We start from the raw sequence: 17,889 nt of genomic DNA on the forward strand, positions 1-17,889 counted from the left end.
AACGATCCCTCTGATGAGGGCTTGAGGTTAAATTTTAATTGTTTTATCGGGGGCTGTTCAGCGGGGTGTTCTCCGCGGTAGCGGCTTCGTCCAACCCTACGCTCAAGCGGGACTGCGCAAAAGTGCGCAGCCCCTTAGCTCCACGTTATGAGTTAGTGAAGGCATGAAAGAGTTTCAGTTAATGGATGGTAAAACGTCTGATAAAGAATGGCTTTACAATCTCTACCAAAACGCGATGAAGCCATGTATTAAAGCCACTTGGGGTTGGAATGAGGAATTTCAAAGCAATGGCTTTGATAATAACTTGAAGCCCACTGACTGGAAAATAATTAAAAATGGTCTCGAAAGAATTGGCGGATTCGTTTTAAAGGAAAGTAACGACCATCTTTGGCTAGAAATGATTATTATCAAACCAGAGTACCAACAAAAAGGCGTAGGGCGGCGGGTTCTGACTTACATCCAGAGCATCGCAAAAGAAAAATCTTTACCATTACGGCTTAGTATTATCAAAGCCAATCTGGTCAGACCATTCTATTTAAAATTAGGTTTTTGCCAGTATGATGAAGATGATTCATTTTATAAGATGCAGTGGCACTCATAACACTACGCTCAAGGGGGACGGTCGCTATCGCGACCGCCCCTTAGCTCCACGTTAGTTCGATGAAACAAATTGTGGGTTATGCGCTGGTAATTTGAATTCACGAAAGCTTATTAATGTGGATCATTAGCTTTGGAAACTCTGGAATAGAAAATATTAGCGCACATAATTTCTGGGAAAATTAAATGGATACTAAAAATAGCCTGAGTTGGCTTACCCTTATTTTACACTGGATTATCGCTTTCACGATTATTGGGCTTATTGGCTTGGGATTGTGTATGACCAATTTCGAGCTGTATGACTATTATGATACGCACAAGTCCATCGGTATTATCCTGGTCAGCCTTATTGTGCTTAGAGTGGCTAGGCGCATAAAGCAAGGCTGGCCTGTGCCGATTTCAAACTATGATAAACGTGAGATGCTGCTCGCCAAAATTGTACATTGGGTGCTTATCGTTAGTACTGTGCTGATGCCGATTACAGGAATGATCTTCTCTGGTGCTACCGGACATGGCTTTGGTATCTTTGGCTTTGAAATTCTTCATGAAAATATAGACCCCTCTAACCCAGAAAAAACCATCCCTTTAAGCCAGTTCTGGGGTTATTTCGGGGAAATTTCCCATGAATATCTCGGCTACCTGCTTATTTTGGCTATTGTTCTACACATTGCGGGAGCACTCAAGCATCATTTAATTTACAAAGATTCAACATTACTGAGAATGCTCGGTAAAAAAATATAACATTGCAGTCATTGGGACGCGCCGACCGTTAGCAATTGTTGAGTTTATTAGTTTGTCCAAGCTCACAGGTTTTTTATCCTGTGCCAACCGGCGCGCCCTTACTTTTACGTTGAATGGCTGGTTTGTAGGAAGACCGGTCGTACAAAAGAATGATATGACCGTCTCTTGATGGCCGAACCCTGCCAATCAAACCGCCGGTGAAATCAGCCAGGTATGCATCGCTTACCTTTTTCGAGCCTGATTTTACCCCGAACGCTTTGAAAAGGTACGCACAGCGCCCCCTACTCTTCCTGCAACAGATTACTTAAACTCGCAAACTCAACCAACGATATGTTTTCAGCCCTCAATGTCGGGTCTATGCCCAAAGCGGTGATTTCTTCCTCAGTGATCAGTTTTTTCAGCGAATTTCGCAAGGTTTTTCGCCGTTGCGAAAACGCCTGAGTCACAACTCGGTTGAGTTTGCTCACATCATTAACCGCAACCGGCGGTTGCCGGTGCGGCACCAGCCTTACGATAGCCGACATCACCTGCGGAATCGGATCGAAGCTTTCCGGCGGAACCTCGAATAACAGCTCAGGCTGGCAATAATATTGCATCATCACGCTGAGCCTACCGTATTTTTTGCTGCCCGGAACCGCGCAAATCCTGTCGACCACTTCTTTTTGCAGCATGAAATGCATGTCTTCGATGCAATAGGCGTTATCCAGCAGATGGAACATCAGCGGCGTTGAAATGTTATAAGGCAAATTACCGATAACGCGCAGTTTCCCCCCATCCGCCAGCGACGAAAAATCGAACCTTAACGCATCGGCGCTGTGAATGTTCAGGTCGGGGTATTGCTTGAATTTCTCCCTAAGCAAAACCACCAGATCCCGGTCCAGCTCGACCACGTCCAGACGCACGCCTTCGTTCAGCAATGGCTCGGTCAATGCGCCCTGCCCCGGCCCTATCTCAACCCAATGCTGACCGGGCTCGGCCTGGATGCTGGAGATAATGTTGTAAATAATGTTGTGATCATGAAGAAAATTCTGACCGAAGCGCTTGCGCGGAGTATGTGCCATTTAGTGTGCAGCCATTGTTAATGCGGTTTGCAGTGCGAATTGCAGGCTGCCTAAATCGGCCTTACCGCTGCCGGCAAGGTCCAAAGCCGTGCCGTGGTCAACCGAAGTGCGGACGATAGGCAATCCCAACGTGATATTGACGGCCCGGCCAAAGCCGATATGCTTAAGCACCGGCAGACCCTGGTCGTGGTACATCGCCAATACCGCATCCGCCGAATCCAGGTACTTGGCGGTAAACAGCGTATCGGCCGGCAGCGGCCCGCGCAGGTTCATGCCCTGTTTACGAAAAGTGTTGAGTACGGGTTCAATAATGTCGATCTCTTCCCTGCCCAGATGGCCGTTTTCTCCGGCATGGGGATTAAGCCCGCACACCAGTATTTTCGGGTAGGCTATGTCAAAGCGCGAGCGCAAATCCTGCTCCAGTATCCGAATAACCGTGCGTAGCCGGGTATGGGTAATGGCCTTGCTGACTTCCGACAGCGGCAGGTGCGTCGTCACCAGCGCCACCCGCAAGTCCGGCGTCGCCAGCATCATCACCGGGTGACCGCCGGTAATGTCCGCAATAAATTCGGTATGGCCGCTAAAAGACAGGCCCGCATCGTTGATAACGCCCTTGTGTACAGGCGCGGTGACCATCGCGTCAAAAACCCCATCCATGCAGCCTTTGGTCGCTTTGGTGATGGTTTTTAACACATAGCGGCTGTTGGCCGGGTGGAGCTGGCCGCACTGAACCGGTTCGGCCAGCTCCACCGGCAATACGGTCATGCATCCGGCAGTCTGGGCGGCGGCAGGCAGCGCGCTGTCGAACTCTTTTATTTGCAGCGGCAGGCCTAGCTGTCTGGCGCGTTCTTCCAGCAATTGCGGACTGGCTATAACGACGATTTCGCAAGGTAAATTCTGCTGTGCAAGCTGAATGCAAAGGTCGGGCCCGATGCCTGCGGGTTCTCCGGGAGTTAATGCGATACGCGGTACGGGTAGCCTGATTGTCATCTGAGAGCTGGGATAAAAAAGAGTGATTTTACAGCATAACTACCGGGATTATTTAAAAAACACCGGTTTGAACGATAAGAGAGTCGTTTGATAGCTGATTTTATGCGCTGTTTGGATGGCGGAGCGGACGGGGCTCGAACCCGCGACCACCGGCGTGACAGGCCGGTATTCTAACCAACTGAACTACCGCTCCGCAGTTCGAGGCGCGTATTCTATAAGATTACCCTAATCTGTCAAGCGTTAAGGCTTGGCCTGATCGATTATCGCAATTTATTCAACCCGGCTTGAAGCGCCTAATGCTTCTAATTGAACCGTTTTAATTTAATGCTGAGCAGCAAAAAGGTGGGTAAACATCTTGTTACTTGTCCACCTTTGGCAGAATTATCTTTATTGCACTGACTGTCCCGGCGAGGTCGATATCATGATCAGGTCACGCAGGAAACTAACGATTTCATCATGCCAAATATCACTGTGTCCCTCAATCAAATGCTGATCCACCTCGATGTTGAGATAAGGATTATTGGGGACTGTTTTCCCCAGATGAATCAGCTCTGTGCTTTCAAATGCAAACGAACCGAGCACTTTTTGTTGTGACCAGCGACTTTGTAAAGCGTGATAATTGAAATTTACGCTGCGTTCTTCAGTGCTTGTTAAAGGATTGAGGCGGTGCGTGAGATAGGGATCAAAGTGGCCGACGGTATGCCGGTCGGCTTCGCCCTCTGCAATTTCCATCGGGCTTATTTTGCCCACACCCTTACAATTATGCCGGTCAAGCGTTGTATGGGTTTCGAAAAAAGTTGAAAAAAACCGTCCTATAGGGAAGGCCCAGCCGGTAGCCCGGTCAGTTTCCGAAGTGAGAATCGCCAGTTTGGGTAATTGACTGGAAAAATAGCTGCGGCAATAGTCCTGCGAGATGTCGTACAGGGTCGAATAACGCAAAGCTTCAAACGCCGGGTTCATCAATACCACCAGATCGCCCAAACCATTTGCATCGCCCGTAAATGTTTTATTTTTTCGGCTGTCGATAAAACGGTCTTCAAGAATTTGCTGCAAGGCGGTATAAAGCACGGCCCCGCCGAAGCTGTGCCCAATGGTAACCAATCGACTGTTAAACGGCTGGGGTTTTGCTGTTTCCATACCGGCTTTGACATTGACTATTTCTTCCAGCCTCAGCAAGACTTCGGTGACGCCTTGCTGGCCCACTTTCTGGGCGGTATTTTTTCGATCCCAGAAAGTCGCGGCGTTAATCACCGGGATGGTAATGGAGTCTCCGCGCCATCCGATGTAAACCCCTAACACTTTACGTCCTGTGCCGCCGTGGGATTCAGCCTGGGACAGTTTAGTCAGCAGCCGCCGGAAGTCTTTAATATTGCCGTCTTCAGGATCGGCGTTGTGATGCCAGCCGTGGATATACGCGACGAGCAGCACATCGTCGACACCGGCTATGGGAAGGTAACTATCCAACACTTTTCGCATCTGCTCGCGCTCCCATAACTGGCCTTGATCATCAAACTCGATAAAAGACAGATAATATTCATCGGGCCGCCCTGGCGCATGATGCTGTATGGCGTGTTTCGCACAATCGCCGGACTGGGCGTATACGCAAGGCTGATAATCGGTACGGTATGCGGCGTTTTGCGCACAACCGGTGAGGAACAATACAGACAGTAGCGTTGTTATAAGCAAAATATAATTTTTATTAGACATACAATCACCTTCCCCTTGTACTTCGATCAAATACAGCGACCACCGGATATTGACGGGTCAAATTTTATAACGGCAAAGGTCATTACACCGTCAATTTTGATAGTACACGCAGATAACAGCGAACGCCATTAATTTAGAGCCGCCAAGAGGTATCGCCTCCAGATTCAACAACAGATATTGAATCATGTTCTCCGGTATAATTCTCGGCAACTGCTCCATGTCGCCCTACTTTTGACATGCTGCTTCCGGCAGAATCGACAGGATGCGGGGATTTCAGAGCGTATGTCTGTCCGCGCCACCGCTTTTTTGATCATTCAGCCGGTTAATTTTAAAGTTCCCCCGCTCTGCGGTTCACTTTGCATTACCACGCGGAGCGGGGGAACGATGAAAATTAAAGTTTCGTTAAGTTATTAACGAACATACCCTAAGCCCGTTTATAATCGGGCGGAACTTGAACATTTTCCCTAAACTCAAAACCTGTGAAAAGTACCTAGGAGCAACCGCACCATGACTGTCGAACTCTTGATTAACTTTGCGGTGCAATCTCTTGGAACCGTCGCCGCATTCTTTCTCGCCTATCGATCCTTCCAGAAACGCCGAATTCAGCTAGGCGCCGAACCGACGCTACCCCAATACTTTAGCCGCAGAAGCATCTACTGGATAGGGATCGCATCGTACTGTACGCTTATGTCCGCGCTTTATTGGCTGCTTACTTGGCAGTGGCTGTCCTTGGAACCGCTGGTGACGCTGATCGTAAAGAACCTGCGTTCAGGCGAATTAGTGAATCTTCTGAATGGCTTGGGCGGAAACACGATCATACCTTTGATTGCCGCCGGGCTGTTCCTGTTTTTTATCGCCTGGGAAAGCGGGTTCAATCCTTTACTTATTCTAAGGGACAGCATCCATGACGCTTTCGCAATTCCGACCAAGGCGGTAGAGGTCTATAACGCGTTGATCACATCGAGATTGTCGGCGGTCGATGACACGCTAAAAGCACAAATCAACAACCGCCTGCTGGTGCCGAGCATCGACCCCGGCGATTTCGATAAATCCAGCGCCACGGTCGAGTATAAATGGGCTCATAATTGCCTTCTTTTCGACCGTATACAAAACTACGCCAACCAACAGTCCTATCGCCGTTTTTTTAACGAACCGTCCCTGAAATGGGGGGAAATCTGCATCTCCTACAATGCGATGTCGGAAAAAGTGGCCGTCTGGAAAGAAGCCGAACCGCACTATACCAAAACGGTCAACCTGCTGAAGGAACTGGACCACCTGACCGGCCTGCTCTGCCGCTTGCTCGCCTCTCTGGTCGTATTCGGCAGCGCAAGCGAAAATGAGATATGGGCAACCGTGAAGCAGCTCGGCGGCAACGTCCACGAGGCCCGCCTTAAACACACCTATAAATACATCCTGCTGTTTACGGCGGCCACCGCCGCCGGGGCCATGTTGGGCCGGGAGATTTCAGTCTGGCTGCACAATGTTTTCCTGTTTCCCGGTCAACCGCTGGCGCACTTTGATTACAATACGCTCCGCTGGGTCGCCTACGCCATCCCGATCTATATTCTTCCGATAGCGCTGGTTTTTATTTCCCGGACGCTTGCCTTCAGGCATCAACGGGAGCAATCCGATCGATACTATGGCTTCTATATGGCAATGATGGTGATGGGCTTCATTGTCAGCACCTCCGCATCGGCGCTTATACTCGAGTTAACTTACTACAAAGATCACTTCAAGTTTCTGGAAAGCTTCATACAACATATGCGCTGGGGAATTCTGCCGGCACTGATGTGCGGTTTTGTGGCTTACCGTATGGACACGCCGGTCAGCGAATCGGAAGCGCTAGGCAAACTGGTCATGGCCGCGGTGTTGCGTTTTCTTGGCTGGGGATTAGTCTCCGTCATCATCATGCTTTATGCGACCGGCGACATGTCCATCCAGGAAACGAATCTGCGTTTCACCCTGGTCGGCACGGCTTTCTTCATGGTCGGCTTGTTGGGAGCGTCAGCCAGCTTCAAAACGGCGAGGACAAATAATTAGCTATTCCCTCCCGTGTCATTAAGCTCCGCAAAGGAATCCGCCGATAGATTTTGCGCTGTTCGCAGCCCCCCGCCATTGGCCTCATCAGTGCCGCTATGTTATCAGTCGAAATCGGTGATGACATCGGCGCTTTTGGCTCACCCGCCAACCGGCCTTGGGCCGGGGTTTGTCCTGGCAACAACGAATTCGACAGGCTCCGGCGGAGCCCAGGGCGAACGCGGCTAAATGCTCAACTGTTTTTCTAGGCTCATGGAAGTTTCCGGCCTCATCTTCCCGTTTTGGTGCATACACCATTCATTTCGGTGCAAAGAATGTCCCGCGGTTTTAGCTAAAGCCTCACTCGTCACGCTAAACGGTTGGATTAATATGATTGGCACAATCTATGCTTTATTTAGCAATGTGGTGCAATGGCGCATCTTCCCTTCAACAATGGCGTTGAAAAGTCGCTTGTTTTAAACAGGCGGCGATAATTTTACTCGTCTATTGTTTATGCCTTTTTAATTGGTTATCCGCAAACGAGTAAAAGAACGCTCGTTTCCAAGGGTATCAACAGCTTGCGAAAACAAGCTTAATCAAACGAATGAAAGTGTCTTATCCGACACCTCAATTCATTGTGTATCTAATTTTTTAAAGGTGAGTTATGTCCTATCTGATTCCTTCAGAATTTGTCACAAAGATGGTCGACGCAGGTGAATCCAAAATCTTCATGTCAACCAGAGATACTTTGATCAGGGCTTATATGGCCGGAGCGATTCTGGCGTTGGCTGCGGTATTTGCGGTCGCTGTTGCTGTGCAAACGAATTCGCCGATTTTTGGTGCGATTTTATTCCCGGTTGGTTTTTGCATGCTGTATTTGCTAGGTTTCGACCTTCTGACCGGTGTTTTTGTTTTGACGCCGCTGGCACTGATTGATAAACGTCCAGGCGTAACCATCGACGGTATTTTCAGGAACTGGGGCTTAGTCTTTGCAGGTAATTTTCTTGGGGCCTTAACGGTAGCGGTTATGATGTCGATTGTCTACACCTACGGTTTTTCCGTTGAACCTAATGATGTGGGCAAAAAGCTGGCAGGCATCGGTGAAGCGCGGACGCTGGGCTATGCAAAATATGGCGTGGCCGGCTGGTTTACGATCTTTATCAGGGGCATGCTGTGTAACTGGATGGTATCCACCGGTGTGGTCGGGGCGATGATTTCCACGTCCGTTAGCGGCAAGGTGATCGCCATGTGGATGCCGATCATGCTGTTCTTTGGCATGGCCTTCGAGCACTCGGTCGTCAACATGTTTCTGTTTCCGGCCGGTTTGATCATGGGAGGAAATTTTTCGATTATGGATTACTTTATCTGGAATGAGATTCCGACCGTTTTGGGCAATCTGATCGGCGGGCTTGCGTTTACCGGGTTGACCCTCTATTCCACGCATATAAAAACCGCGCCTAAACGCGCCTTATAATTGATCCGAATGATACAAGAAAGCCTCAGCCCATCAGTGTCTGAGGCTGATTAACAATCACTGTTTACTTTGTAAAAGGGCTCATCATGACACGCAACGAAGTTACCGAATTGATCATCACGCACAAACTGCGCAAACAACTGACATGGCCTCAACTGGCCGACGCCATCGGTCAGAGCAAGGAGTGGACGACAGCCGCCCTGTTGGGACAGATGACGCTTAACGCCGAACAGGCCGCCAAGATCGGCGCCATGCTGGAGTTGCCCGCCGAGGCTATCGAACAATTGCAAGTTGTTCCCTACAAGGGTTCCCTGCCCTCCGCAGTGCCGACCGATCCGTTGATTTATCGTTTCTACGAGCTGGTCAGCGTCTACGGCACTACCTTTAAAGCGCTGATTCACGAAGAGTTCGGTGACGGCATTATGAGCGCCATCGATTTCAGCATGGATCTTCAACGTGAACCCGATCCCAAAGGAGACCGTGTCAAGATCGTGATGAGCGGTAAATTTCTTCCTTATAAAAGTTATTGAAGGTCTGAGCCCTGTGAATGACTGCGGCCGCTCGCCATAAAAAATGTCCAGCCGATTAAAAATCTCCGTAGGCCAATGCTCGGACAAAGGCCGTAAGGAAATCAACCAGGATTTCCACGGCGTTTATATCCCGAAAGAACCGCAGTTGAGTTCGAAAGGCGTTGCTATTGCCCTGGCCGACGGGATCAGCAGCAGCGATGTCAGTCACATTGCCAGTCAAGCCGCCGTGACCGGCTTTTTGGAGGATTATTTTTGCACTTCGGAAGCTTGGTCGGTAAAAAAGTCGGTACAGCGGGTTTTGATAGCAAGCAACTCATGGTTGCATGCGCAAACCCGGCAAAGCCGGTATTGTTACGATATGGACAGAGGCTATGTCTGTACCTTAAGCGCGATGGTGATCAAATCCACTACCGCGCATATTTTCCATGTGGGCGATTCACGGATTTACCGATTGCGCGACCATGACCTGGAACAGCTCACCAACGATCATCGGCTTTGGATTTCGCAGGATAAAAGCTATCTAAGCCGCGCCTTGGGAATGGATTCCCATCTTGAAATCGATCATAAAGCCCTGCCCGTGGCAAAAGGCGATATTTTCTTGTTCGCGACCGATGGCGTTTACGAATTTGCCGGCCCGGAATTCATCGTCGACGCCATCAGCAAAGCCGGGGGGAATCTCGATTCCACAGCCAAAGCGATCGTCGATCAAGCTTACCTGCAAGGCAGTACGGATAACCTCACCGTTCAGATCGTCAGAGTCGAAAACTTACCCAAACAGAGCGCTAACGAGCTTTACCAGTCGTTAACCGAGCTGCCGTTCCCGCCGGTATTGGAAGCGCGGATGCTGTTTGACGGCTATACCATTGTCAGGAAATTACACGCCAGCAGCCGCAGCCACATTTATCTGGCGGTATATAACGAAACTAACGCTCAGGTCGTTATAAAAACCCCGTCTATCGACCTTCGGGGCGATCCGGCTTATTTGGAACGCTTCCTGATGGAAGACTGGATCGCCCGGCGCATCAATAATGCGCATGTGCTCAAACCATGCGCGCAGACGCGCAAGCGCAATTTTTTATACGTGGTCACCGAATTCATTGACGGACAGACCTTGACGCAGTGGATGATCGACAATCCGAAACCGGACCTGGAAACCGTGCGAGGGATTGTCGAGCAAATAGCGAAAGGCTTGAGAGCTTTTCACCGGCTGGAAATGCTGCATCAGGATTTGAGACCCGCCAACATCATGATCGACAGCACCGGCACCGTGAAGATTATTGATTTTGGTTCAACGAGGGTCGCGGGCATTATCGAAATGACCACGCCGATCAGGCGCGACGACATACTGGGTACCGCCCAATATACCGCGCCGGAGTATTTTCTCGGGGAACAGGGTTCCGAACGTTCGGATATGTTTTCCCTGTCCGTGATTGCCTATCAAATGTTGACCGGCAAGCTGCCCTATGGCGCTGAAGTAGCCAAATGCAAGACCAAAGCCGCGCAAAACAAATTAATGTATGACTCTTTGCGTTATGAGAATCGCGAAATTCCAGCCTGGGTTGACGATGCGATCAGGAAGGCGGCGCATCCGAATCCTTACAAACGCTACGAGGACCTGACCGAATTCATTTTCGATCTGCGTCATCCGAATCAGGCGTTTCTGAACAAGACCCGTCAACCACTTTTGGAACGAAACCCATTGGCTTTCTGGAAAGGTGTTTCTTTTATCCTCGCGCTTATCATCATAGTATTATTGAATAACTGATGTTACGCACAGATAGTTTTGTCCTGTTTGCCGCGCTGCATGGATCGAGCGGGTAGAAAGCACTCAATTCGCGGCGTAGCGCGCCGTGCAAATCCAGAACCTGCTATTGCGTATTTATTGTCCGGCTACTATCAGCCAGATTTCAGGCTTCCAGCTAACAAATTTGCAATTAGCGAAGAATTCATTCACACATTATGACTGCGCAATTGCGTCATCAGCTCTTCAGCCAAACCCTTTACTTCACCTTGGGTAATAATAACCAGCCGTCCAACGCCGTCATCGGACGTTCTTACCGGCAGCCGCGTTGCCGGATAAAGCCTTCCGGCACCCCCTTGCACCAGCAAGGGTTGGTTTTGCCCTGGCGTGTAAACCATACCTTTTACGCGGACCAGCTGTTTAGGGTAATGGGCAATCAGGTATTCCAATGTTTTTTGCATCCGCTCCCACGGTAACGGATGCTCAAGCTGCAAGGTGATGCTGCTGAAACCGTGATCCGGTAACTCGGGCAGTTCGGTATTACGCAGCCGCCTGAATTTGTTCGGCAAATTGAGCAGCGCATTGTGGTCAAGCTCGCCTTGCACTGCGGTCAGACGGGTTGCGGCGGGAGCCAAGACCGACAAGCGCGCATCCAGTTTGGCAATCGCTTCCGCTGTCGCCAAGTCGGTTTGCGTCATGACCACCGTATCCGCCCAAGCGATTTGGGCCTGGGCTTCGGGAAAATAGTCGAAATGATCGGTATCCATGCTCGCCGAAACGGTGGCGATAACGCCTTGCAAGCTGTACCGCGCAGCCAGCCAACGTTCCCTTAACAAAATGTCCAGCACCGGTTCAGGATTGGCGACGCCGCTGGTTTCGATGATCACCCGCTCGAAAGGCCTGTCCCCGGAATCCCAGGCCATGCGCAGGTTTTTAAGCAAGGGCGTTAACGAACCTATCACCTGACAGCACAAGCAGCCGCCGACCAAGGTCGATAACGGTACTTTGTGCTCGCGCAGCAATTGTTGGTCGATCGGGGTGGCGCCGAACTCATTGATAATCACGGCGGATTGGGGCGCATGGCTCAATAAACGATTCAGTAACGTGGTTTTCCCGCTGCCGAGAAAACCGCTGATAATGAATACGGGTATGCGTTCAATAACGTTGGATGACCTGGCTAGACTGTAATTATTCATGTGATTTATTGATAAATGGTATTTGCGGCGGCTTCCCGACAGGCCGAATAAGGCTGTCCGGCATCATGGCTGACAAAGCGTTCACTATCGGCCTGCCTGAAACTGACATCCTCCACCTTAAAATTATCCAGGCTCAGGTTATAAAAGCGGTCGTAGTAGGCCTGTAGTTCGCGTTTGATTTGCCGATCAAAAGGCAACTGAATCATTTGCGTGGCGCCGTTACGGCGCTGCTGTACAACGCCGTTTTTTACCGCCAATTCCCCGTTTTTAAAGACCAGGTCGGCAGCGCTGAACATGGCCTCCTTATCGGCTTCCGGGGTGTACACCGCAATATCGGCAATGGCGCCGGGCATTAAATGGCCTCTATCCTTTAAGCCTAGCATACGCGCCGCTGCGGTACGGGTCATAACGGCGATTTCATACAACGAAAACTCTTTTTTCAGCTCCTTTAATAAACTCATCGCGACCGCTTCCTGATTCAGTTCGGCCATGCATTCCAAACGAAAATCGTAATCCATTAACAGCCGGATCAAATGCGGATAGCGCGTAAACGGGCCGCCGTTGGGATGATCGGTAGTAAAAAACAAGCGCCACGGGTCTTCGGCCAGCAAAAATATTTCCAAGCCGATCAACCATTGCAAGCTGTTAACAAAACTTTTTTGCTGATAACGGTACGGAACAGCGCCGCCGCTGCCTTCGCATTCGGCATCCCACATAACCCATTTGTTGGGCGTCGCATCGTTACGGCGGCTGTATTGGGCAATCACATCGCCGGAAATAGTCACGGTCTGGCCAAACAACACCTGACCGACGTCCATCGTGATATTGCGATGTTGATTAAATCCGTCGATTAATTTGGCCGCCGCCGATGAAAAGCCCCGGCCGCCTTCGTTGCCATAGCCGTAAAACTGGATATGCGCCAAATGCATCGGCAAGCCTTGCGCGGCTTCCATGGTGGCGATAGCGGTATCGACATTGCCGGGGAGACCCAAGTTATTGCAATGCACATGTACAGGGTGCGGCAGTTGAATGTCGCACGCCGCGCGTTGCAGCGTTTGCAAAATCTGCCGGGAACTCACGCCGTAATCCGGCACCACATCATCCAACGCAAAACTGCGCACATTCGATTTAAAAGCATTGGCGCCGCCGGCATTAATCACCTTTAATCCCAAACAGCGGGTCGCCTGTAAGGTCCAGGCCACATAATCGTTGACCTGGTTTTGACTAGCCTTAGCGCGCAGCAGCCGCAACAGGAAATCATCGTTACCGAGAATGGCCAAACCCGCGGTATCGATGATCGGAATGTCGGCCATTTGCAAGTGGGCATCCAGCGCGTTAGCGGGCAATACCGCCGGTTCAACGACGGTCGTGTAACCCATTTGCGCGTAGCGATAGCCGGTTTCGGTGGTTGACCAGCGCGCGGTGCTGAACGCGTGACCCAGCTTGCGGGCCATGTAGTTGCGGTGCTGTTCGGGCAGCAACAAGCGCGCGGTGTTAACGTTGCCGCCGGCAATGTGGCTATGAATATCAACCGCCCCGGCCATGACGATTTTGCCGGAGACGTCATAATCGGCATCAATCGCTACGCCTGAATCGAGCTCGGAAATAATCACGCCATCCCGGATAAACAGATCTTGAACGGTGCCGTTCAGGCCTTGGGCGGGATCGAACAGCTGCCCGCCTGTTAAACGCGTCAACATCTCAAATGATCCTGCAACTGTCCAGCGCCTCGTGTATGGCCTGTTTGGGCAGGTTACGCCCGATAAAGACCAAGGTTGACCGACGGATTTCATCGGCCGCCCAAGGCACGCCGATACTGTCTGCCAACAGCATGTGTACGCCCTGGTAAATCACCTTGCGGTCGCAGCCCGCTATATGGACGATGCCTTTATAGCGCAATAAATCGTTGCCGTAATCCCTGACCATGACATCGATAAAGGCGATCATTTTGGCCGCATCGAAAGCCTTGTCGGTGCGGTATACGAAAGACGCGATACCGCCATCGTGTTCATGGCTGACGTCTTCCAGAAAATCGGGTTCAATTTCCAGAATGGCATTGAGATTGAAACCGCGTATGTCGAGAATTTCACCGATGTCGGTTTCGCCAAAATGGGCATGAGCGATAGGCGCGCGGGCGTTGATTGCGCGTAACCGCGCTTCCAATGCGGCCAGTTGTTCCGGCGTTATCAAGTCGGTTTTGGATAACAACAAGCGGTCTGCAAAGCCGACCTGCTCTTCCGCTTCATGGCATTCAGCAAGTTGTTTAAGTGCGTGTTTGGCATCAACGACGGTAATAATCGCATCGAGCAGATAATATTCACCAATATCCTGCTCGACAAAAAACGTTTGCGCGACAGGCGCGGGGTCCGCCAGTCCGGTGGTTTCGATAACGACCCGCTCAAAGTGCAGCAAACCGTTCTCCCGTTTTTCGGCCAACTCGCCCAAAATCCGCACCAAGTCGCCGCGCACGGTGCAGCAAATACAGCCGTTGTTCATTTCAACGATTTGCTCCTCCCCTTGAATCAGTAGGTCGTTATCGATACCGGCTTCGCCGAATTCATTTTCGATGACTGCAATGCGGCGGCCATGTTCCTCGGACAGGATACGATTTAAAAGCGTCGTTTTTCCTGCGCCTAAAAAACCGGTCAGAATGGTGACCGGAACAGGTGTGGAGCGGTTAGAATCAGACATGGATTATCCTATCGGTTGTAAAGAAATAAAGTTTGCGTGACAAACTCAGCCAAAATCCAGCGTCAATAACAAGCGCCGGGGGGAATTGAGCGTCAATTTTGGCGAGCGATGTATCGCGCCATGCTGTTCGTTGCCTTCCCATAAACCGCCTTTCAGCAAACCGATAGCATAAGGCGGCATATTGTGGATCGCGTTAGTGTCCAAAATCAGGCCTGAGAGTTCGTCGCTTAAGCCGCCGGAACCACGGCCCAATTTGCGCCGGTCGGCATAAGCATCTTCCAGCCATTCGGTGCCGATGCCGCCGTAAGTACACACCAAACGGCAGGTCACCGAATCGACATGAAATTTGGGACACATGGCATGATCCAAGGTATTCAAACGCAAGCCGACACGCTTCAACTCGAATAAATCGCAATAAAGCGCGGTTAAAGCGGCCACATCGTTGCAAAATGCCCGGTAACCCGGTAAATGTGCTGCCCGAGGCTGTAGGCTAAAGAAATCGAATGACGCAAAGTCAATGCTTTCAACAAAAACGATTGGATTGGGAAGTCTTAACACATGCTCGACAAAGCGGCTCAGCTCGTTATCAACCTGTCGCTCTATCAGGCAAAGATTGATGCCGGGTTGATAGATTTGGGCCAAATCGGCCACGTCGTCAGACAGGTAAGCTTGAGAATAAAGCGGCTTTGTTAAATGCTGCGCGGCAACAACCATGTTTGTCCTCATTGATTGAATAAAAAACGTTCCAGAATAATAATCGACTGCATGAAGCCGATACCGAATGCGAAAATTGTCGTTTGCCCAAACAGATGGGGCAACGTTGAATGTTCGTGTAAAGCGGGAATCATGTCGGTGGCGGCAATATAGATAAATCCGCCTGCCGCAATTGGTAGTAAAAATACCAAGGACGATTCCGCCACTTGACTGAACAACAGGGTAAATACCGCGCCGGCGACAACCGTCAGCGAACAATAAAAGTTATAAAGAACCGCTTTGGCCGGTGGGTACCCGCCATAAACCAGTGCGCCGACATCGCCGATTTCCTGGGGAATTTCATGGGCAATGATCGCCAGGGTCGTGGTAAAGCCTAATACCGGATCCACTAAAAAACTGCCCGCAATCAAAATGCCATCGACAAAGTTATGGATGGCGTCGCCCATTAAGTTCATCTTTGCGATGGGTTTGATGTACCCGGATTGTTCCGATATATCAATGTGATGGTCATGTCGCCAACGCACCACTTTTTCCAGTATAAAAAAGATAAACACGCCTGCGAGGGTTAGCAAACAAACCGTGGAGACCGAACCCTGCCGGTTTACCGCATCGGGAATCAAATGAATAAAGGCGTCGCCCAATAACACGCCGACCGCCAAGGCGACCAGATAAGGAATTATCCGTTTTAATTGTTCCGCCTCGACCCATAAGGCGAACATGCCGCTCATTGAGGTCAGGCTGACCAGAAAACTTGCGCCGATAGCGCTCGCAACTATTTCAAATGAAAGATTCATCGTTATTCATTATTCGGAAATTCTTTTGGGATAAATTTAGGATTTGGTTAAAAATAACTTCCCGAAATCGCTATTTTCGGCCATCAAGCCGTTCGTGCTGAACCTGTCGAAGCATGAGCGGCTTGACGCGGTAGGCCCGAAATTTTTCCGCTCACCCTTCGACAAGCTCAGGGCGAACGGAAAAACTTCACCGTTCCATGTCGAGAAGTTATTACCGGCCATATCCTTACCGGTGTGAGCCGTAAATGAATTCGGCAATGGCATTCGGCAGCAGATGCAATACCGCATCCGCCAATAACACGCCACCCACTACAGCGATTAAATTCGACGCAATGCGTTTTAAACGTTTGTCCTTAAGCCACGGCGACAACAAGCCCAAGCTTATTAACAGGCCCGCGCCAATGGCATGAACAGTGCGATCAAGACTGCTCATCGGTCAACCATTCCGGGAAATTATCCCGGTAGGTTTGCCATGCGCCCTTACCGGCCGATAATTCCTCATCGTTCAACAAACACAGGTCCAATTCCCGGCATGCTTTATCGGCATCGATGTTTTGACCGATAAAGACCAGTTCTTGCCGGCAATCGCCAAAAGGGGCTTGCCAGTTAGCGCGAATATCCGCGACGTAATCTTCAGGCCATTCCGATTCAGGCACCGACGCCCACCAGCGTCCGGCGCAGCCATGTTGTAGGGTGCCGCCGGCTTGCGACCAGTTGCCGACCCATTCGGGCCGCGAGGCCAGCCAGAAAAAGCCTTTGGAACGCAGCAAGGTGCCGTTGTTCCAATCGTCGCGATGCAGATAATCGTAAAAACGCTCGGGATGAAACGGCTTACGGGCGGCGTAAACGAAACTGGCGATGCCGTATTCCTCGGTTTCGGGCTTATGCGTACCGCGCATTTCTTGCAGCCAGCCCGGCGCCTGTTCCGCCTGTTCGAAATTGAAGCGTCCGGTATTGATGATTTTACGAAGAGGCGCTTGCCCCATGACCATCGGGATGATCTCGGCATCGCGATTCAGGGTGTGCAAAATGGCGGTCAGGTTAGCCAGCTCGTCACTGCACACCAAATCCGCTTTTGAAATCAGAATCACGTTACTGAATTCCACCTGCTCCACCAGCAAATCGGCGATATTGCGTTCATCCTCCTCGCCCAGTTCGGCATGGATGTCTTTCAGCGATTGAGCTTCCAGGTAATCCCGCATGAAGTTGACCGCATCGACCACCGTCACCAGGGTATCCAGTTTGGAAATATCCGACAAACTAACGCCGTCTTCATCCCTAAAGGCAAAGGTTTCTGCAATCGGCATGGGTTCCGCGATACCGGTCGATTCAATCAACAGATAATCGAATCGGCCTTCCTTGGCCAGTTGCCCGACTTCCACCAGCAAGTCTTCGCGTAATGTGCAGCAGATGCAGCCATTGCTCATTTCCACGAGTTTTTCTTCGGCGCGATTAAGGGTGACTTCGTTTTTAACGAGCGCCGCGTCAATGTTGATCTCGCTCATGTCATTAACGATCACGGCTATTTTTAAGCCCTCGCGGTTGGCGAGAATGTGATTGAGCAGCGTGGTTTTGCCCGCGCCTAAAAAGCCGGACAATACGGTTACCGGTAAGCGTTTTTCAGTCATCACTATGCG

16 protein-coding genes, 1 tRNA gene and 1 pseudogene are annotated in these 17,889 nt (G+C 50.5%); 7 read left to right on the forward strand and 11 right to left on the reverse strand.

Going from position 1 to position 17,889, the window contains the following annotated elements:
• The first annotated feature begins 163 nt into the window (after positions 1-163).
• Together B0F88_RS14780 and B0F88_RS14785 are read left to right on the forward strand one after the other, a co-directional pair.
• On the forward strand, positions 164-601 hold the full coding sequence (locus B0F88_RS14780) for a GNAT family N-acetyltransferase (RefSeq protein WP_104424708.1): 438 nt from the start codon (positions 164-166) through the stop codon (positions 599-601).
• Between the two features lie 182 nt (positions 602-783).
• On the forward strand, positions 784-1,338 hold the full coding sequence (locus B0F88_RS14785) for a cytochrome b (RefSeq protein WP_104424709.1): 555 nt from the start codon (positions 784-786) through the stop codon (positions 1,336-1,338).
• A 281-nt stretch (positions 1,339-1,619) separates the two neighbouring features.
• Here B0F88_RS14785 and rsmA read toward each other — a convergent pair whose 3' ends face one another.
• The 4 genes from rsmA to B0F88_RS14805 all read right to left on the reverse strand — a co-directional run bounded on the left by rsmA (position 1,620) and on the right by B0F88_RS14805 (position 5,096).
• Positions 1,620-2,399, reverse strand: coding sequence for a 16S rRNA (adenine(1518)-N(6)/adenine(1519)-N(6))-dimethyltransferase RsmA (gene rsmA, locus B0F88_RS14790; protein WP_104424710.1), 780 nt, complete (start codon positions 2,397-2,399; stop codon positions 1,620-1,622).
• Complete coding sequence (gene pdxA / locus B0F88_RS14795) at positions 2,400-3,389, reverse strand: 4-hydroxythreonine-4-phosphate dehydrogenase PdxA (protein ID WP_104424711.1); 990 nt, start codon at positions 3,387-3,389, stop codon at positions 2,400-2,402.
• A gap of 116 nt (positions 3,390-3,505) precedes the next feature.
• Positions 3,506-3,582: transfer RNA gene (locus B0F88_RS14800), tRNA-Asp, on the reverse strand.
• Between the two features lie 194 nt (positions 3,583-3,776).
• Positions 3,777-5,096 (reverse strand): esterase, encoded by a 1,320-nt coding sequence (locus tag B0F88_RS14805; protein WP_219820874.1) that lies wholly within the window; start codon positions 5,094-5,096, stop codon positions 3,777-3,779.
• Positions 5,097-5,603: 507 nt separating this feature from the next.
• Here B0F88_RS14805 and B0F88_RS14810 point away from each other — a divergent pair.
• The 5 genes and pseudogenes from B0F88_RS14810 to B0F88_RS14830 all read left to right on the forward strand — a co-directional run bounded on the left by B0F88_RS14810 (position 5,604) and on the right by B0F88_RS14830 (position 10,881).
• Entirely contained in the window at positions 5,604-7,136 is a 1,533-nt protein-coding gene (locus B0F88_RS14810) for a hypothetical protein (protein WP_104424712.1), read from the forward strand.
• Positions 7,137-7,204: 68 nt separating this feature from the next.
• Positions 7,205-7,357: pseudogene (locus B0F88_RS19775) on the forward strand (IS110 family transposase); the annotation flags it as partial.
• 419 nt (positions 7,358-7,776) lie between these two features.
• Positions 7,777-8,586: a formate/nitrite transporter family protein gene (locus tag B0F88_RS14820; RefSeq protein ID WP_104424714.1), complete on the forward strand. Its 810-nt coding sequence runs from the start codon at positions 7,777-7,779 to the stop codon at positions 8,584-8,586.
• Positions 8,587-8,672: 86 nt separating this feature from the next.
• Positions 8,673-9,116 carry a cyanase gene (gene cynS, locus B0F88_RS14825; RefSeq protein WP_104424715.1) on the forward strand — a complete coding sequence of 148 codons (444 nt, stop codon included), beginning with the start codon at positions 8,673-8,675 and terminating at the stop codon, positions 9,114-9,116.
• A 43-nt stretch (positions 9,117-9,159) separates the two neighbouring features.
• Positions 9,160-10,881 carry a bifunctional protein-serine/threonine kinase/phosphatase gene (locus B0F88_RS14830; RefSeq protein ID WP_104424716.1) on the forward strand — a complete coding sequence of 574 codons (1,722 nt, stop codon included), beginning with the start codon at positions 9,160-9,162 and terminating at the stop codon, positions 10,879-10,881.
• Between the two features lie 185 nt (positions 10,882-11,066).
• Here the strand turns inward: B0F88_RS14830 and B0F88_RS14835 are convergent, their stop codons facing one another.
• The 7 genes from B0F88_RS14835 to zigA all read right to left on the reverse strand — a co-directional run bounded on the left by B0F88_RS14835 (position 11,067) and on the right by zigA (position 17,880).
• Complete coding sequence (locus tag B0F88_RS14835) at positions 11,067-12,053, reverse strand: CobW family GTP-binding protein (RefSeq protein ID WP_104424717.1); 987 nt, start codon at positions 12,051-12,053, stop codon at positions 11,067-11,069.
• A 5-nt stretch (positions 12,054-12,058) separates the two neighbouring features.
• Positions 12,059-13,753 carry a formylmethanofuran dehydrogenase subunit A gene (locus B0F88_RS14840; RefSeq protein WP_104424718.1) on the reverse strand — a complete coding sequence of 565 codons (1,695 nt, stop codon included), beginning with the start codon at positions 13,751-13,753 and terminating at the stop codon, positions 12,059-12,061.
• 1 nt (position 13,754) lies between these two features.
• Positions 13,755-14,744, reverse strand: a complete 990-nt coding sequence (locus B0F88_RS14845; RefSeq protein ID WP_104424719.1) for a CobW family GTP-binding protein — start codon at positions 14,742-14,744, stop codon at positions 13,755-13,757.
• Between the two features lie 45 nt (positions 14,745-14,789).
• Complete coding sequence (locus tag B0F88_RS14850) at positions 14,790-15,458, reverse strand: DUF1826 domain-containing protein (RefSeq protein ID WP_104424720.1); 669 nt, start codon at positions 15,456-15,458, stop codon at positions 14,790-14,792.
• A gap of 8 nt (positions 15,459-15,466) precedes the next feature.
• Positions 15,467-16,252 carry a ZIP family metal transporter gene (locus tag B0F88_RS14855; protein ID WP_104424721.1) on the reverse strand — a complete coding sequence of 262 codons (786 nt, stop codon included), beginning with the start codon at positions 16,250-16,252 and terminating at the stop codon, positions 15,467-15,469.
• Between the two features lie 226 nt (positions 16,253-16,478).
• The gene (locus B0F88_RS14865) at positions 16,479-16,685 is read right to left on the reverse strand and encodes a hypothetical protein (RefSeq protein ID WP_104424723.1); all 207 of its coding nucleotides are present in this window, start codon (positions 16,683-16,685) and stop codon (positions 16,479-16,481) included.
• Positions 16,672-17,880, reverse strand: a complete 1,209-nt coding sequence (gene zigA / locus B0F88_RS14870) for a zinc metallochaperone GTPase ZigA (RefSeq protein ID WP_104424724.1) — start codon at positions 17,878-17,880, stop codon at positions 16,672-16,674. Before zigA ends, B0F88_RS14865 begins: the two co-directional genes overlap by 14 nt.
• Positions 17,881-17,889 lie beyond the last annotated feature (9 nt).

This window comes from Methylobacter tundripaludum (assembly GCF_002934365.1).
Classification (GTDB): domain Bacteria; phylum Pseudomonadota; class Gammaproteobacteria; order Methylococcales; family Methylomonadaceae; genus Methylobacter_A; species Methylobacter_A tundripaludum_A.

What these genes read in the sequence shown, in the direction of transcription:
- B0F88_RS14850 (WP_104424720.1), bottom strand. Translation starts at nt 15,458, where the DNA reads ATGGTTGTTGCCGCGCAGCATTTAACAAAGCCGCTTTATTCTCAAGCT.
- B0F88_RS14785 (WP_104424709.1), top strand. Translation starts at nt 784, where the DNA reads ATGGATACTAAAAATAGCCTGAGTTGGCTTACCCTTATTTTACACTGG.
- B0F88_RS14865 (WP_104424723.1), bottom strand. Translation starts at nt 16,685, where the DNA reads ATGAGCAGTCTTGATCGCACTGTTCATGCCATTGGCGCGGGCCTGTTA.
- B0F88_RS14805 (WP_219820874.1), bottom strand. Translation starts at nt 5,096, where the DNA reads ATGTCTAATAAAAATTATATTTTGCTTATAACAACGCTACTGTCTGTA.
- B0F88_RS14830 (WP_104424716.1), top strand. Translation starts at nt 9,160, where the DNA reads ATGTCCAGCCGATTAAAAATCTCCGTAGGCCAATGCTCGGACAAAGGC.
- B0F88_RS14810 (WP_104424712.1), top strand. Translation starts at nt 5,604, where the DNA reads ATGACTGTCGAACTCTTGATTAACTTTGCGGTGCAATCTCTTGGAACC.
- B0F88_RS14845 (WP_104424719.1), bottom strand. Translation starts at nt 14,744, where the DNA reads ATGTCTGATTCTAACCGCTCCACACCTGTTCCGGTCACCATTCTGACC.
- B0F88_RS14840 (WP_104424718.1), bottom strand. Translation starts at nt 13,753, where the DNA reads ATGTTGACGCGTTTAACAGGCGGGCAGCTGTTCGATCCCGCCCAAGGC.
- B0F88_RS14820 (WP_104424714.1), top strand. Translation starts at nt 7,777, where the DNA reads ATGTCCTATCTGATTCCTTCAGAATTTGTCACAAAGATGGTCGACGCA.
- rsmA (WP_104424710.1), bottom strand. Translation starts at nt 2,399, where the DNA reads ATGGCACATACTCCGCGCAAGCGCTTCGGTCAGAATTTTCTTCATGAT.
- B0F88_RS14835 (WP_104424717.1), bottom strand. Translation starts at nt 12,053, where the DNA reads ATGAATAATTACAGTCTAGCCAGGTCATCCAACGTTATTGAACGCATA.
- B0F88_RS14780 (WP_104424708.1), top strand. Translation starts at nt 164, where the DNA reads ATGAAAGAGTTTCAGTTAATGGATGGTAAAACGTCTGATAAAGAATGG.
- B0F88_RS14855 (WP_104424721.1), bottom strand. Translation starts at nt 16,252, where the DNA reads ATGAATCTTTCATTTGAAATAGTTGCGAGCGCTATCGGCGCAAGTTTT.
- pdxA (WP_104424711.1), bottom strand. Translation starts at nt 3,389, where the DNA reads ATGACAATCAGGCTACCCGTACCGCGTATCGCATTAACTCCCGGAGAA.
- zigA (WP_104424724.1), bottom strand. Translation starts at nt 17,880, where the DNA reads ATGACTGAAAAACGCTTACCGGTAACCGTATTGTCCGGCTTTTTAGGC.
- cynS (WP_104424715.1), top strand. Translation starts at nt 8,673, where the DNA reads ATGACACGCAACGAAGTTACCGAATTGATCATCACGCACAAACTGCGC.